This window comes from Streptomyces mirabilis, assembly GCF_018310535.1.
Taxonomy (GTDB): Bacteria; Actinomycetota; Actinomycetes; order Streptomycetales; family Streptomycetaceae; genus Streptomyces.
In genome coordinates, this window is sequence record NZ_CP074102.1 from 5447825 (window position 1) to 5463275 (window position 15451).

13 protein-coding genes and 1 tRNA gene are annotated in these 15451 nt (G+C 71.0%); 5 read left to right on the forward strand and 9 right to left on the reverse strand.

Annotated elements, in window-relative coordinates; all coding sequences use genetic code 11:
- The first annotated feature begins 19 nt into the window (after positions 1–19).
- Positions 20–2626: an amino acid adenylation domain-containing protein gene (locus SMIR_RS24040; protein ID WP_168491895.1), complete on the forward strand. Its 2607-nt coding sequence runs from the start codon at positions 20–22 to the stop codon at positions 2624–2626.
- A 33-nt stretch (positions 2627–2659) separates the two neighbouring features.
- On the opposite strand, the gene SMIR_RS24045 is transcribed toward SMIR_RS24040, so the two are convergent.
- From SMIR_RS24045 to ehuB, 6 genes are all read right to left on the reverse strand, one after another.
- Positions 2660–2733 (reverse strand) — tRNA-Lys (locus SMIR_RS24045).
- Between the two features lie 102 nt (positions 2734–2835).
- Positions 2836–3594 (reverse strand): IclR family transcriptional regulator, encoded by a 759-nt coding sequence (locus SMIR_RS24050; RefSeq protein WP_168491893.1) that lies wholly within the window; start codon positions 3592–3594, stop codon positions 2836–2838.
- 216 nt (positions 3595–3810) lie between these two features.
- Positions 3811–4626: an ectoine/hydroxyectoine ABC transporter ATP-binding protein EhuA gene (gene ehuA, locus SMIR_RS24055; protein ID WP_168491890.1), complete on the reverse strand. Its 816-nt coding sequence runs from the start codon at positions 4624–4626 to the stop codon at positions 3811–3813.
- Positions 4616–5266: an ectoine/hydroxyectoine ABC transporter permease subunit EhuD gene (gene ehuD, locus SMIR_RS24060; protein ID WP_060898408.1), complete on the reverse strand. Its 651-nt coding sequence runs from the start codon at positions 5264–5266 to the stop codon at positions 4616–4618. Before ehuD ends, ehuA begins: the two co-directional genes overlap by 11 nt.
- Positions 5263–5982, reverse strand: a complete 720-nt coding sequence (gene ehuC, locus SMIR_RS24065; protein ID WP_168491886.1) for an ectoine/hydroxyectoine ABC transporter permease subunit EhuC — start codon at positions 5980–5982, stop codon at positions 5263–5265. The genes ehuD and ehuC overlap by 4 nt, the downstream gene beginning before the upstream one ends.
- Positions 5979–6929 (reverse strand): ectoine/hydroxyectoine ABC transporter substrate-binding protein EhuB, encoded by a 951-nt coding sequence (gene ehuB / locus SMIR_RS24070; protein ID WP_168491884.1) that lies wholly within the window; start codon positions 6927–6929, stop codon positions 5979–5981. Before ehuB ends, ehuC begins: the two co-directional genes overlap by 4 nt.
- Positions 6930–7036: 107 nt before the next feature.
- Here ehuB and SMIR_RS24075 point away from each other — a divergent pair, with 107 nt between their 5' ends.
- Positions 7037–7531, forward strand: coding sequence for a DUF3830 family protein (locus SMIR_RS24075; protein WP_168491882.1), 495 nt, complete (start codon positions 7037–7039; stop codon positions 7529–7531).
- Between the two features lie 25 nt (positions 7532–7556).
- Here the strand turns inward: SMIR_RS24075 and SMIR_RS24080 are convergent, their stop codons facing one another.
- Positions 7557–8972, reverse strand: coding sequence for an amidase (locus SMIR_RS24080; RefSeq protein ID WP_168491880.1), 1416 nt, complete (start codon positions 8970–8972; stop codon positions 7557–7559).
- A gap of 29 nt (positions 8973–9001) precedes the next feature.
- The gene (locus SMIR_RS24085) at positions 9002–9925 is read right to left on the reverse strand and encodes a D-2-hydroxyacid dehydrogenase (RefSeq protein ID WP_168501050.1); all 924 of its coding nucleotides are present in this window, start codon (positions 9923–9925) and stop codon (positions 9002–9004) included.
- Positions 9926–10233: 308 nt separating this feature from the next.
- Between SMIR_RS24085 and SMIR_RS24090 the strand changes: the two genes are divergently transcribed.
- From SMIR_RS24090 to SMIR_RS24100, 3 genes are all read left to right on the forward strand, one after another.
- On the forward strand, positions 10234–11016 hold the full coding sequence (locus SMIR_RS24090; protein WP_168491878.1) for a maleate cis-trans isomerase family protein: 783 nt from the start codon (positions 10234–10236) through the stop codon (positions 11014–11016).
- Positions 11013–11744, forward strand: coding sequence for a maleate cis-trans isomerase family protein (locus tag SMIR_RS24095; protein WP_212727375.1), 732 nt, complete (start codon positions 11013–11015; stop codon positions 11742–11744). The genes SMIR_RS24090 and SMIR_RS24095 overlap by 4 nt, the downstream gene beginning before the upstream one ends.
- 291 nt (positions 11745–12035) lie before the next feature.
- On the forward strand, positions 12036–13130 hold the full coding sequence (locus SMIR_RS24100) for an LLM class flavin-dependent oxidoreductase (protein ID WP_168491874.1): 1095 nt from the start codon (positions 12036–12038) through the stop codon (positions 13128–13130).
- 39 nt (positions 13131–13169) lie between these two features.
- Here the strand turns inward: SMIR_RS24100 and SMIR_RS24105 are convergent, their stop codons facing one another.
- Positions 13170–15251, reverse strand: a complete 2082-nt coding sequence (locus SMIR_RS24105; RefSeq protein ID WP_422664460.1) for a putative bifunctional diguanylate cyclase/phosphodiesterase — start codon at positions 15249–15251, stop codon at positions 13170–13172.
- Between the last annotated feature and the right edge of the window lie 200 nt (positions 15252–15451).

Here is a 15451-nt window from a genome sequence, read left to right on the forward strand (position 1 = left end):
CCACGGTTGGAGACCGAACGTGACGTGTCACGCCCTCGCCGCGCGCCTTCCCGCCGCCGTCGATCCCGGGCCCCTCCTCGACGCGGCCGTACGTGGCTGGTGGCCCGAACTGCCCGAGCGATGGCCGGTGTTGTGGAGCGACGCGGTGCCCGCGCGATTCGCCGCACACCGGCTGCGGACCGAACTCCACCGGCCGCTGGACCCATCGGGCCCGGCATTCCGCGCGGTCCTGCTGCGGTACGAGGGCGGGGGCACGGGATACGAGGACGGGGGCGCCCATCTGGTGCTGGTGGCCGACCACGCGGTGCTGACCCCCGCCGCGCTCCAGGACATCGCGCACGTCCTGCTCGGTCACCGCCCCGGCGCCGAAGTGACCGTTCCGCTCGGCGGCCACGAGCCGCCGAGAGGCCCGCACCGGACCCGTGTCGACTGGGCGGCGGGTGACGAGGGCGCCGGTGACCGGACGGGCGTGGTCCCCGTTCCGGTGCCGACCGGGACCCCGGCCGCCCTGGTCCTCGCCGCCGCCCTGGTCCTCGCCCGCTACGAACACCGCGATCCGGGGGACGCACTGCCCGCGTACGCCACGGTCCTCGACGACCCGGGCCCGGGGGACCCCGCCTTCAGCCATCGACTCCCTTTCCAGTCGGCCCCCTTCCCGCTGACTCTGGTCCCCCGAAGGGCCACGGTCGAGCTGCACCACCGGCTCCGGCACATCGATGACGCCTCCGCCCGGGACTTCGCCCGCCACCTCATCCATGTGCACGGTCAGCTGGGCCGGGTCCCCCTCGCGGAGATCGAGCTGATCCCCCGCGAGGAGGCCGAGCGCCTGCTCGCGCTCCCCGCCGCGAAACCCCGGCCCGACGACCCCACTCGTACAGACCCCACTGGTATAGCCCCCACTCGCACAGCCCCCACCCGTATCGACACCGCCTTCGACGCCCGTGCCGACCGCCACCCCGACGCCCCCGCCCTCACCCACGACGGCACCACGACGACGTACGGGGCACTGCGCGAGCGTGCCGAGCGCCTCGCCGCAGGACTGCGCGCCGCCGGGGTACGACCCGGTGACCGGGTCGGCATCAGGCTGGAGCGGGGCGCCGACCTGGTCGCGACGATGCTCGCGGTGCTGAAGGCGGGCGCGGCGTACGTACCGATGGACCCGGCGCACCCCGAGAAGCGCCTCGACCGCACGGCGCGCGACGCGGGCGTACGGCTGGTCGTCCGGGACACCGCGCCCTACCTGGGCGCCGCGCGGACCGACCGGCTGCCACAGGGCTCCCCGCGGGATCCCGCCTACGTCATCCACACCTCCGGTTCGACCGGCCGCCCCAAGGGGGTCGTCGTCCCCCACGCCAATGTCCTCGCACTCCTCGACGCCACCCGCGAGGACTTCGCCCTCACCGCCGACGACACCTGGACGTTCTTCCACTCCGGCGCCTTCGACTTCTCGGTGTGGGAGATCTGGGGCGCCCTGCTGACCGGCGCCCGGCTGGTGGTCGTGGACCACTGGGTGGCGCGCTCGCCGGAGGACTTCCACGCGCTGCTCGTACGGGAGTCGGTGACCGTCCTCAGCCAGACCCCGTCGGCCTTCGGGCAGTTGCGGGCGGTGGACCGGAGCGCGAAGGAACGGCTTTCGGTGCGGCTGGTGGTGCTGGGCGGGGAGGCGCTGGACACCCGGCCGCTGCTCGGCTGGTTCGACCACCACCCGGAGAACCGCTGCCGCCTGGTCAACATGTACGGGATCACGGAGACCACCGTCCACGTCACCGCGGCGACCGTCACCCGGCGCGAGGCTCTGGCGGCTTCCCGCTCGGTGGGCCGCCCGCTGCCAGGCTGGGCGGTGTCGGTGCGCGACGAGTGGGGGCGCCCGCTGCCGACGGGCGCGGCGGGGGAGATCTGGGTGGGCGGGGCCGGACTCGCCCTCGGTTACCTGGGGCGGCCCGAGCTGACGGCCGAGCGGTTCGTGAACGATCCGTACGGACCTGGCCGGTGGTATCGCAGCGGTGACCTGGGCCGGCTGCGCGCCGACGGTTCACTGGAGTACCTGGGGCGGATCGACAGCCAGGTGAAGGTACGCGGACACCGGATCGAACCGGACGAGATCCGGGCGGTGCTGCTGGAGGACCCGGTGGTCACGGCGGCGGCGGTGGTGCTGAGCGGGGACGCCTTCGAGGACGCGGCGGGGGTGCGGATCGACGCGTATGTCGTGGCCGACGGGGACACCGGCGACGTACGCCGTCGGGCCGCCCGGCTGCTGCCCGACCACATGCTGCCGACGACCGTGACCTGCGTACCCGCGTTGCCGCTCACCCCGAACGGCAAGCTGGACCGCGACCGACTGCCGGCGACGGCACCCACGAGGCCCGTACCGGTGCCCGCGCCCACCGGAGACGTGGTGACGGCCCCCACCGGAGACCTGGTGACGGCCCTCGCCGGAGTCTGGGAGGAGATCCTCGGTGTCCCCGTCGGCCCGGACGACAACTTCTTCGAGCTCGGCGGGAACTCGCTCTACGCGATCCGTGTCGGCACCGTCCTGCGGGAACGCGGGCTGCCCGCGCTCCCCCTGCGGCTGCTCTACACGACCCCGACGGCCCGCGCCCTCGCCGAGGCGCTGGGACATGCTTGAAGGCCCCCCACAACCGTGAAGGGCCTTCTCATGTGCGCCGCCAGGGACTCGAACCCCGGACCCGCTGATTAAGAGTCAGCTGCTCTAACCAACTGAGCTAGCGGCGCATGACTCCCGCCTCCCGCTCTCGCGGTCGGCGACAAAAGAAATACTACCTGGTCCGGACGGGTGCTTCCGACCACCCAGGGCCTGATCCAAAAGAGCAGGTCCTAGATGGCCAGGGAGAGCAGGACGGGGGTGGCGCCGCGGTTGAGGGTGTCGGCGGCGCGGCGCAGGCGGTGGGCGTGCTCGACCGGGAGGGAGAGGGCGAGGCAGCCGACCGAGGAGCCCGCGGTGATGGGGACGGCCGCGCAGACCGTGCCGATCGCGTACTCCTGGAGGTCGAGCACCGGCACCGTGGCCGGCTGGGCGTCGAGCCGGGACAGCAGCAGCCGCTCGTTGGTGATGGTCCGCGAGGTGAGGCGGGCCATCTTGTGGCGGGAGAGATGGTCGCGCCGCGCGTTCAGGTCGAGCTGGCCGAGGAGGCTCTTGCCGACCGCGCTGGCGTGGGCCGAGGAACGGAAGTCCACCCATTCGTTGACCGCGGGGGTCGCGGGACCCTCGGCGCACTGGGTGACGTGCACCTCGCCGTCGATGTAGCGGCTGATGTAGATCGCGGCGCCGACCGAGTCGCGCAGGCGGTCGATGGTCTGCTGGAGTTTCTCGCGCAGCGCCTGGTCGCGACTGTGGGCGGAGCCCAGCCGGCCGAGGGCGGCACCGGCGACATACGCGCCGTCGATGACCTGCTCGACGTACCCCTCCCGGCGCAGCATCCGCAGCAGTACGGTCAGGCGCTCCGTGCCGAGGCCCGTCTGGCGGGCCAGCTCGACGTCGGTGACGCCGCCGGAGTGCCGGGCCACCGTCTCCAGGACGCGCAGGGCGTCCTGGGCCGAGTGGTACGGCGCGGTCGGCTCGTTCATCAGCGCCACGGTTTCCCCCTGCGCTTTTTGGGCCATCGATCCGGACAGCTGAGCTCCTCCACGATAACTGTCAAACGCTCGGTGGGGAGGGGCTGTTGGCGAGAAAGTCGGCGCGCTCCGGTTCGCTCAACAGGAGTGCGACACTCTGGCATATGCCAAAGTCATGGCTCAGTGGGCATGCCACGCGGTCCGGACCTCGCGCCTTGCCGCGTTCACTGCTTGTAGTCACAGGACCGCGCTGAGGAATTCCCGGGTCCTTTCGTGCTCCGGATCGGTGAAGATCCGGTCGGGCGGACCGGACTCGATGACATGGCCGGAATCGAACATCAGCACCTGGTCCGAGATGTCGCGGGCGAAATTCATCTCGTGGGTCACACAGAGCATGGTGATGTCGGTGGTGCGGGCGATGTCACGGAGGACGTCGAGGACGCCCGTGACCAGTTCGGGGTCGAGCGCGGACGTGACCTCGTCCAGGAGCAGTACCTGGGGCCGCATCGCCAGCGCCCGTGCGATCGCAACCCGCTGCTGCTGTCCGCCGGACAGCTGACTCGGGTAGGCGTCGCACTTGTCCGCGAGACCCACCATCTCCAGCAGCTCCCGGGCCCGCGCCTCGGCCTCGTCCCTGGACAGCCCGAGGACGGTGACCGGTGCCTCGGTGATGTTGCGGAGCACCTTCATGTTCGGGAAGAGGTTGAACTGCTGGAAGACCATCCCGATCTTCTTACGGACCTCCCGGATCTGCTTCTCGGGGGCCGGGTGGAGCGGCTCACCGGCGACCGTGATCGTGCCCTCGTCGGGCTTGGCCAGGGTCATCAGCAGCCGCAGGATCGTCGTCTTGCCGGAGCCGGACGGGCCGATCAGGGTGACGTGCTTGCCGGAGTCGACGCGGAAGTCGAGGCCGTCGAGGACGGTGTTGTCCCCGAAGCGCTTGGTGACCTGGTCGAAACGGATCAGCTCGCCGCCGTCCACCGGCGGATTGGCCGTGTTGTCGGCTTTCTCCGCAGGGTTCGTAGAGGTGTCGAGGGGGGTGTCAGCGGACAAGACGTCGCTCCAGGGCTCGCAGAAGGAGGGAAGCGGGATAGGAAATGAGGATGAAGGCCACGCCGATGACCGTGAGCGGCTCGGTGAACTGGAAGTGCTCCTGCGAGTACAGCCGCGCCTCACCGAGCATCTCCAGCACGGTGATCGCCATCAGCATCGGGGTGTCCTTGAGCATCGAGATGACGTAGTTGCCGAGTGCGGGCACCACCCGGCGGATCGCCTGCGGCAGGATCACGGCGGTCCAGGTCCGCCGCAGCGGCAGGTTGAGCGCGGTGGCCGCTTCCCACTGGCCGGCCGGCACGCCCTCGATACCGGCCCGGTAGACCTGCATCGTGTACGTCGAGTAGTGCAGCCCGATCGCGACGACACCGGTGGTCAGCGCGGAGAACGTGATGTTCCACTCGGGCAGCACGTAGAAGAGGAAGAACAGCTGCACCAGCAGCGGGGTGTTGCGGATGAACTCCGTGACGACCCCGACCGGCCAGCGCACCCAGCGGGTCGGCGTGCGCATCAGCAGTGCCCACACCAGACCCAGGGCGAAGGAGATCACCGAGCCGAGGGCCAGCGCCTGCAGGGTGACCAGCAGTCCGTCCCAGAAGTGCGGCATGAAGTCGCGCACCGCGCCCCAGTCCCAGTTCATGCGACACCTCCCGTCGCACCGACGCCCGTGGCTTCCGCGCGCCGCGAGGTGCTTGTGGCGGGCTGGGGCGCCTGGCCGATCCCGGCCTTCAGCCGCCGCTCCAGCGCCCGCATCAGCCGGGTGATCACGAAGGCGATCGCGAAGTAGATCAGCAGGACGTACGCGTAGATCTCCGCGCTCTCCTGGAGCGCGAGCCGCACGAGGTTGCCGCTGAACGTCAGATCGCCCATGCCCATGATCGACACCAGGGCCGTGCCCTTGAGCAGTTCGACCAGCAGGTTGCAGAAGGAGGGGATCATCTCGGGTACCGCCTGCGGCAGCAGGATCAGCCGCATCCGCTGCCAGGGCGTGAAGCTGAGCGCGATGCCGCCCTCGCGCTGGGCGGGGTCGACGGCGTTCAGGGCGCCGCGCACGATCTCACTGCCGTACGCCCCGTAGGTCAGCCCCAGCGCCAGCGTGCCCGCCCACATCGGGACGAGCTGCCAGCCGAAGGCGAGCGGCAGCACGAAGTACACCCAGAAGATCATGATCAGGGCGGAGGTGCCGCGGAACACCTCGGTGTAGACGCCCGCGAGGAAGCGGACGATCCACCGCCGCGAGGTGCGCGCGACACCGACGGCGAACGAGACGGCACCGGCCACCAGCGAGCTGAGGAACAGCAACTGGACGGTGACCCAGACACCTTTGAGTACGAGTTCCCAGAGTCCCGAGGTCATCCGCGGCAGAGCTCCTTCGCGGTCATGTCGGTCATCTCGGCCCGGGTGAACCCGAAGGGCCGCAGGATGCGGAACAACTCCCCGCTGGCCTTCAGCTTCTTCAGTTCCACATTGAAGGCGTCGCGCAGCCGCGTCTCGGTGGAACGGAACGCGAAGCCGCCGCCGTCGACGTGCGGCTTGCCTTTCACCAGGGGCGTGAACGGCTTCGTGCTCTCGGCCTTGCGGGACTTTTTGACCACCTCGCGCGTGGTCAGCGCGGTCCCGGCGAAGACGTCGACACGGCCTGCCTCGACCGCGTTCAGCCCGGCGACCTGATCCGGCACGATCAGGATGTCGCTCTCCTTGTACCCGGCCTCGACGGCGTACTGGATCTCTGCGTACCCGGTGCCGGTCGCGAATCTGGCCTTCTTCGCCACGACGTCCTTGTAGTCGTGCAGGCCCTTCGGATTGCCCTTGCGCACGATGAAGGCGTCCAGCATCTGGTAGTCCGGGTCGGCGAAGACGACCTGCTGACAGCGTTCCGGGTTGATGTACATCCCCGCGGACACGACGTCGAACTGCTGTGAGTTGAGCCCGGGAATGAGCGAGCCGAACTCGGTCGGCACGGGCTGCACCCGGTCGACGCCCAGCCGCTTGAAGATCACCTTGGCGAGTTCGGGCGCCTCGCCGGTCAGTTCACCGTTCCTGTCGATGTAGCCGAACGGGATCTCACCGGCTATGCCCAGCCGCACGACGCCCTGCGCCTTGAGCCGGCCGAGGAGATCACCGCCGTTGTCGGACGCGGTGGCGACCCGGGTGCAGCCGGCGGCGCCCAGCGCGCCGACGGCGCCGAGCGCGGAGACACCCGCGAGCAGCGACCGCCGACTCGCGAGCAGCGACCGCCGACTCGGACTTCGTTTCTCCGCTTCGGTCCCGTCATTCCCGTCATTCCTGAGTGGTGGAGCCATGGCCGCGCGGCTACCCGAGAGCATGCGAAGTATTCGGATCGATTTCGGCCCCGTACGACGGCGAGTGACGTCGAGGCACCCTTGACTCCGGGGAGACCATGGAATGCATGGCTGATCGATTCATCGAGGTCTCGCTGGTCAAGCGAGGAATCCACTGCACGGCGAAACTGCTGGACGACCGGGCGCCGATCACCTGCGCGGCGGTGTGGGACGCGCTTCCCCTGGGCGGCGACGTCTACCACGCGAAGTACGCACGCAATGAGATCTACGCCCTTTTCCCGCCTTTCGCGAAATCGGAGCCACCACTGGAAAATCCGACAGTTACCCCCATTCCCGGAGACCTCTGTTATTTCGCCTTCGCGGGCACGGAACTGGGCACCAAGGCCTACGGCTACGACACCGACGTACGCCCCGGCACCACGGTCGTCGACCTCGCCCTCTTCTATGAACGCAACAACCTGCTGCTCAACGGGGACGTGGGCTGGGTCCCGGGCATTGTCTGGGGCCGGGTGACCGAGGGCCTGGAGGCGATGGCCGAGGCCTGCAACGACCTCTGGCGCTCGGGCGCCCAGGGCGAGACGCTCAGCTTCCGTAGGGCGTAGGGCGTAGGGCGTGGGGCCGTGGGGCTCAGGGGCGTCCCTGGAACCCCGTCGGTGGAGCCACCCCCGCGGTGCCCGTCTCGTACAGGGCGTGTGCCGTGCGCAGGACGAGGTCGTCGCGGTGGCGGGCGGCGACGATCTGCAAGCCTACCGGGAGGCCGTCGCCGTCCGTGCCGACCGGGACGCTCGCGGCGGGCTGCTGGGTCATGTTGAAGGGGTACGTGAACGGGGTCCACCCCGTCCAGCGGCGGTGGCCTGAGCCCGGCGGCACCTCCACCCCCGACGCGAACGCCGTCAGCGGCAGGGTCGGCGTCACCAGCACGTCGTACGACTCGTGGAAGCGCCCCATCCGCCGCCCGAGCTCCATCCGGACGTCCACCGCGGCCAGGTAGTCCAGCGCGCTGGACCGGGCGCCCCGCGCGCAGATCTCCCGCAGCCCCGGGTCCAGCGACTCCCGCTGCCGTGGCCCGAGCCGCTGGGCCACCCGGGCCGCACCGCCGAACCACAGGACGTGGAAGGCCTCCACCGGGTCGGTGAGATCGGGGTCGGCCTCGGTGACGTACGCGCCGAGCCCCGCGAGCCGCTCCACCGCCCGCCGCACCGCCGCCGCGACGGCCGGCTGGACCGCGACCTGCCCGCCGAGGGACGGCGAGTACGCGACCCGCAGCCCGCGCACCCCACCCTCAAGGGCCTCGACGAACGACCCGCCCACCGGCCCGAGCGCCGACCAGTCACGGGCGTCCGGCCCGCTGATCACGTCCATCATCAGCGCCGCGTCGGCCGCGTCCCGTGTCATCGGCCCCACGTGCGAGAGCGTCCCGAACGCGCTCGCGGGGTACAGCGGCACCCTCCCGTACGTCGGCTTCAGGCCGAAGATCCCGCAGAACGCGGCCGGGATGCGCACACTGCCGCCGCCGTCCGTGCCCAGCGCCAGCGGTCCCGCCCCGAGCGCGACGGCCGCCGCGCTGCCGCCGCTGGAGCCGCCCGCCGTGCGCGTGACGTCGTACGGATTGCGGGTGACCCCCGACAGCGGCGAATCCGTGACGCCCTTCCAGCCGAACTCGGGTGTCGTCGTCTTCCCGAGGAACACCGCCCCGTGCTCGCGCAGCCGGGCGACGGACGGCGCGTCCTCGTCCCAACTCCCCTGTGGGTCAACGGTCTTGGAGCCACGCAGGGTCGGTCCGCCACGCAGCAGCAGGATGTCCTTGACGGAGACCGGTACCCCGTCCAGCAGCCCGGCCGGCTCACCCCGCCGCCAGCGGTCCGCGGACCGCGCCGCCCGCGCGAGGGCCGCGTCCGCGTCGAGACGTACGAACGCGTTCACGGCCCGCTGGATCTCCACGGCCCTGCGCAACGCCGCCCGCGTGGCGTCCACGGGGCTGAACTCGCCCTTGCGGTAGCCGTCGAGGAGTTGTACCGCGGTCAGCTCGACGAGTTCCGGCATCGGCCCCTCCAGGGGAAGTCGAGGAAGTCTCAGTGTCCCGGTACGTATCCGCGCTTCTTGTCGACCACGTTCGGCAGCGGTCTGCCCGCCTCCCAGCGCTCGTACATCTCCACGAACTGTGCCCCGAGTTCGTCCCGCCAGCCGACCGTGTCCCCGCTCATGTGCGGCGACACGATCAGCCCGGGGACATCCCACAGCGGGCTGTCCGGGCCGAGTGGCTCGTCCTGGAAGACATCGAGGGCCGCGCCCGCGATCCACCGCTTCGACAGCGCCTCGGCGAGCGCGTCCTCGACGACCAACTGCCCCCGGCCGACGTTGATGAAGCGCGCCGAGGGCTGCATCATTCCGAAGCGCCGCGCGTCGAACATGCCGTACGTGGCCTCCGTGAGCGGCGCCGCCGACACCACCCAGTCGGCGCGCGCCATCAGCCGGTCGAGCTCCTCGGGCCCGTGGATCCCGGTGCGCGCGGTACGCCCCACCAGGGCCGTCGTCACCTCGAGCGCCTTGAGCGTCTTGACGATCGTCCGCCCGATCGGTCCGGAACCGACCACACACGCGCGCGTGCCCGCCACCCGCTGCGACTCCCGGTGCCGCCACTCCCGCTGCCGCTGCAGGTCCCACGTCCTCGGCAGGTCCTTGGCCATCGCGAGGACCAGTGCGGCGACGTACTCGGCGATCGGCCGGTCGAAGATCCCGCGCGCGTTGGTCACCACCGTGTCGGACGCGGCGAGTTCGGGACACATGAGGTGGTCGACGCCCGCGCTCGCCGTGTGCACCCAGCGCGGCCGGGGACCCTCGCCGGGCCAGGCGCGGCGCACCGCGTGCGAGGTGAAGTCCCAGACCAGCAGTACGTCCGCGCGCGGCAGCCGCTCGGCCAGCGTCGACTCGTCGGCGTGCTCGATCCGCACCCGGCCGGTGAGTCTGCCGAGGCGCGGGAGCGGCTCGGCGTCCAGGACTAGGAGGGTGGTGCGGGATCCGGCGCCGGACCCGGATGCCGGGGCCGACGCGGATACGGGGCGGGGCGGGCGAGGGAAACCGTTTCGCAATGCGAGTCCGCTTTCCTGAGAGTTCCGAAGAGTCCCGAAGGGTTTCGGAGGCTTCCTGAGTTCCTGAGAGGACGAACCCGCGGGGCGGGTGGGGGTGGCCGGAGCCGTCTGAGATGCGCGGATTGACCACGCTCGCACCCGAACCTACCTTCGTCAACACGGACGCACACACGGTCCGTTGCCCCTTCGTCTCCCTTCGTGAGGCCGGTGCTGCCATGGACGTCTCCTTTCTCGGCGGCCCCCGCCCACAGCGCGGGATCGGCGTCGTCGCCCCCTTCGACTTCGCCCTCGACCGCGAGCTGTGGCGCTGGGTCCCCGACGACGTCTCCCTGCATCTGACCCGCACCCCGTTCGTGCCGGTCGAGGTGAGCCTCGACCTGGCCCGCCTGGTCTCCGAGCACGAGACGCTCTCCGACGCAGTCCGCGCGCTGAACGCGGTCGCGCCCGAGGTCGTGGCGTACGCGTGCACCTCCGGAAGCTTCGTCGGCGGGGTCGCGGGCGAGCGGGCGATGTGCGAGGCGATGACGCGGGCGGGGGAGGTGGCGTCGCTGACCACCTCCGGCGCACTGCTGGAGGCGCTCACCGAGCTGGCCGCCCACCGCATCGCTCTCGTCACCCCCTACACGGTCTCGGTGACCCAGTCCCTGGAGGAGTACCTCGCCGAGGCGGGCGTCCATGTCACCGGGCGCGCCTTCATGGGCTTGACCAGGCACATCTGGAAAGTCCCGTACCGTGATGTGGTCGACATGGCCCGACGCGCGGTGCGAGGCGAAGGGGCCGACGCCCTCTTCATCAGCTGCACCAACCTGCCGACGTACGACGTCATCCCCCAGTTGGAGGCGGAACTGCGCATACCGGTGATCTCGGCCAACCAGGTGACGATGTGGGCGGCGCTGCGTCACCTGGGTACCCGGGCGGTGGGCCCCTATCAGCGGCTGATCGATCAGTCCGCCCGCGGGGGACCTGTACTGCCGGAAGAACAGGAAGGTTGGGCATGACCGCACTCGGATTCCTCTACCCGGGCCACTCGGCCGAGGACGACTACCCGCGCATCGAACAGCTCCTGGGCAGCGACGTCCGCCTGCAGCTGGTGCACACGGACATCGGGGAGGACGCCCACCGGATCGACGCGCTGCGCGAGATGGGCTCGGCGGCCCGGCTCTCGGCGGGCGTCGAGGAGCTGCGGCTGTCCGGCGCGGAGGCCGTGGTCTGGGCGTGCACCAGCGGCAGCTTCGTGTACGGCTGGGAGGGCGCCCACGAGCAGGTACGCGCCCTGGCCCGGGCCGCCGGGCTGCCCGCCTCCTCCACGTCCTTCGCGTTCGCGCACGCCGTCCGGGAGATCGGGGCCCGCAGGGTCGCGATCGCGGCGACCTATCCGCAGGACGTGGCGGACCTTTTCGTCGCGTTCCTTCGGGACGCGGGAGTGGAGGTCGTGTCGAGCAGGGCCTCCGGGATCATCACGGCGGCGGAGGTCGGGACCTGGGGCGAGGCGGAGGTCCTCGAGCTCGCCCGGGCCGGCGACCATCCCGACGCGGACGCCGTCCTTGTCCCCGACACGGCCCTCCATACGGCGGCGCACCTGCCGGCCCTGGAGAAGGACCTCTCCAAGCCGGTCCTCACCGCCAATCAGGTCACGGTCTGGGAGGCCCTACGCCTCGCCGACCGCAAGGTGAACGCCCCCACCCTGGGCACCCTCTTCACAAAGGAGCCCATCATCCAGGTGTAACGCCCCCGGGGGTGTGCACTTCGTCTGCGGCTGGGTGGGGGGCCCATCGCGCAGTTCCCCGCGCCCCTGAAAGCCCCTGGCACGCACCTTTCAGCCTGTCCGGCGTTTGAGGACGAGCCCTTCGGGTGATGCGGGGGCCCGGGGGGCGCAGCGCCCCCTGGCGGGGTTGAAGGGGCGGCGGGGCGAGAGACTCCCGGCCCGCGTACCGGGGTGCGGTGCCGGGAATAAGCGGGGACTGTCTCCTGTTGGCGCTCGGAGGACAGCAACACGTACGCAACAGGAGGCACCCCGGTGGACGACACGGACGAGATCCGAGGCACCGCGCAAGGCACCGCGCCCGTACCCCTCTCCGTACTGGACCTGGTCACGGTGGGCGCCGGCCGCACCGCGACCGACGCCCTGCGCACCAGCGTCGCCATCTCCCGCCTCGCAGAGTCCCGCGGCTTCCACCGCTACTGGGTCGCCGAACACCACTCCATGCCGGGCGTGGCCTCCTCCTCACCCGCGGTGATCCTCGCCCACCTCGCCGCCCACACGACCCGCATCCGCCTGGGCTCGGGCGGCGTCATGCTCCCGAACCACGCCCCCCTGGTGATCGCGGAGCAGTTCGGCACGCTGGAAGCCATGGCCCCGGGCCGAGTGGACCTGGGCCTGGGCCGAGCCCCCGGCACCGACGGCGCCACGGCCGCAGCCCTCCGCCGCACCGACCGCCTGAACGAGGGCGCCGACGACTTCCCCGAGCAGCTCGCGGAGCTGGCCCGTTTCCTGGACGACGACTTCCCGGCCGGTCACCCCTACGCCCGCATCCACGCGGTCCCGGGCCCCGTCCAGTCGACCTCCCCGGGCGGCGTACAGTCCCCGCACCGCCCCCCGATCTGGCTCCTCGGCTCCTCCGGTTTCAGCGCCCGCCTGGCCGGCGTCCTCGGCCTCCCCTTCGCCTTCGCGCACCACTTCTCGGCCCAGAACACGATCCCGGCGCTGGACCTCTACCGCGAGTCCTTCCGGCCGAGCGCCGTGCTGGACGCCCCGTACGCCCTGATCGGCGTCTCCGCCCTCGCCACGGACGACGAGAAGGAGGCCCGCCGCCAGGTCAGGGCCGCGGCCCTGAACATGGTCCGGCTGCGCACCGGCCGCCCGGGTCTCGTCCCGACCCCCGAGGAGGCGGAGGCGTACGACTTCAGCCCGATGGAACGTGAGTTCGTCGACTCCTGGAACGCCAACGTCATCCACGGCACCGCGGACGAGGTCCGCGCCGGCCTCGACGACCTCCAGAAGCGCACCGGCGCCGACGAGCTGATGCTCACGGGTAACGCCCACGGCGGCGACGTACGCCTGCGCTCGTACGAACTGATCGCGGACGTGTACGGGCTGCCGAAGGCGGACTAGCGCCCGTTCGCCGTCGAGCTCTCTGTCAGAAGCTCTCCGTCAGGAGCTCGCCGTCAAGAGGGCGGAGATACGATCCGGCGCCACCGGGCGGGAGTACAGCCAGCCCTGCCCGGTGTCGCAGCCGATCCCGCGCAGCCGGGTGGCCTGGGAGGCGGTCTCCACGCATTCGGCGGTGACCGTCAGGCCGAGCCGGTGGGCGAGTTGGATGAGGGCCTCGACGATGACCTCGTCGGCGGGGTTGGGGTGGGCGCCGCCGTCGGGCCCCTCGTACTGGAAGCCGCGGACGAAGGAGCCGTCCAGCTTCAGGACGGAGACCGGCAGGCGGCTGAGGTAGGCGAGGTTGGAGTAGCCGGTGCCGAAGTCGTCGATGGCGATGCGGACGCCCATGTCGCTGAGGGACTGGAGAGCCTGGAGAGGCCGCCCGGCCGAGCCCATCACCGCCGACTCCGTCAGCTCCAACTGGAGCAGATGCGGGGCGAGACCCGTCTCCGCGAGGATCTCCGCCACGTCCGCGACCAGGTCGGAGTCCCACACCTGCCGTACGGCGACGTTGACGCTGACGAAGATCGGCGCCGCGTCCGGGTGGTCCAGCTGCCAACGGCGGGCCTGGCGGCAGGCCGTGGCCAGTACCCAACGGCCCAGCTGCACGATCGAACCGTCTTCCTCGGCCAATCCGATGAACCGATTCGGCGTCAGCGTGCCGAACTGCGGATGGTTCCAGCGGACCAGCGCCTCGACCCCGCGCACCCCGCCGTCCTCCATGCCCACCAAGGGCTGGTACTCCAGGGCGAATTCGTTCCGGTCGATCGCCGCCCGGAGCGTGGAGGAGAGCGCCTGACGGGTCATCCGGTGGGCGTTGCGCTCCGGGTCGAACAGCGTCCAGCGGCCCTTGCCGTCCGCCTTCGCCCAGTACAGCGTGGTGTCCGCGGCCTGCATCAGATGGGTCGCGGACGTCCCGGCGGCGCGCCGCTCGACGACCCCGATCGACGCGGAGACCGACAGCCGTTGCCCCGAGAGGTCGAAGGGCGCCTGCAGTGACTTCAGGACGGACTCGGCGAGGTCGGCCAACTGGTCCGTCCCTGTCGAGTCCTCGACCAGCAGGGCGAACTCGTCGCCGCCCAGCCGGGCGACCAGGGGAGTGGCCCCCCGGGCGTAACCCGCCTCGTCGGCGCAGCGCGTCAGCCGTTCGGCCACGGCCGCGAGCAGCCGGTCGCCGACCCGGTGGCCGAGCGTGTCGTTGACCGCCTTGAACCCGTCCAGGTCCAGATAGCAGAGCCCGATCCGGCCGGTGCCGCCCTCCTCGTACGCCTCCGCCTCCAGGGCGGACGAGAGCCGCTCGAAGAACAACGTGCGGTTGGGCAGCCGGGTCACCGGGTCGTGCATCTGCAAGTGCCGCAGCCGCGCCTGGAGTTCACGGCGGGCGCTGATGTCTGCGATGGACAGCAGCACCGCCTCCTCCTGCGCGGGCAGCGGAGCGACCGTCACCTGCACCCAGAGCGAGTGCCCGTCGGGGTGCTTGAGGCGACGGGTGCAGCGCAGCCGGGCCTGCCGGCCGCGCAGTACCTCGCGGTACGCGTGCCAGGTGCGGGCGTCGGAGGCCAGATCCACCAGATCGGCCGCGATCCGCCCCACGAGCGCGCCCGATCCGGTGCCGCACAGCGCGCCGAGCGAATCGTTGGCGGTGACGACCAGACCCTCGCGGTCGACCACGGCCATCGGAAGGGGCGCGGCGCCGAAGGCGGCACGGAACGCACCGGGAGATGTCGAGGTCCCGGCGGGTGGGACGAGCGCCGCATCGGGGACGGACTCGGAAATGCCAGGAATTGACTCGGGCGTGTCGGAGATGGACTCGGGCGTGTCGAGGGGGGACTCAGGCGTGTCGAGGGGGGACTCAGGCGTGTCGAGGGTGCCGAGGGGTGTTTCCGCCGGGGCGTACGAGCCGGGAGAGGCACCGGCGCAGGGGGATGCGCCGGGGGGTGAAACAGCGGAGACGGATGCGCTGGGAGGCACCCCGGCGTACGTACGAGGAGACGTACGCGGAGATGTGTCGATGTGACGCTCTGTGACGGCCGACCGGATGAGATCTGCCGTGGGCGTCGGCCCTTCGGACGTTCCGCTCACCGCTCGCTCCCGCAGTGCACTCGTTCTTCGTATGGGTCTCTCGGGTGGTCGGCCGGTGCTGGACGGCCGAACAAGCCGTGTCCGTGCAGGAAAGTGTGCCGATCATAGAGGCTGGTTCCGGAGCCTTCCAGCCACAGTCCAGTGTCCCGGAACAACCACCGGTTCTGACAGATCGTTTCTGCCTGGATCTGGACCGGTTC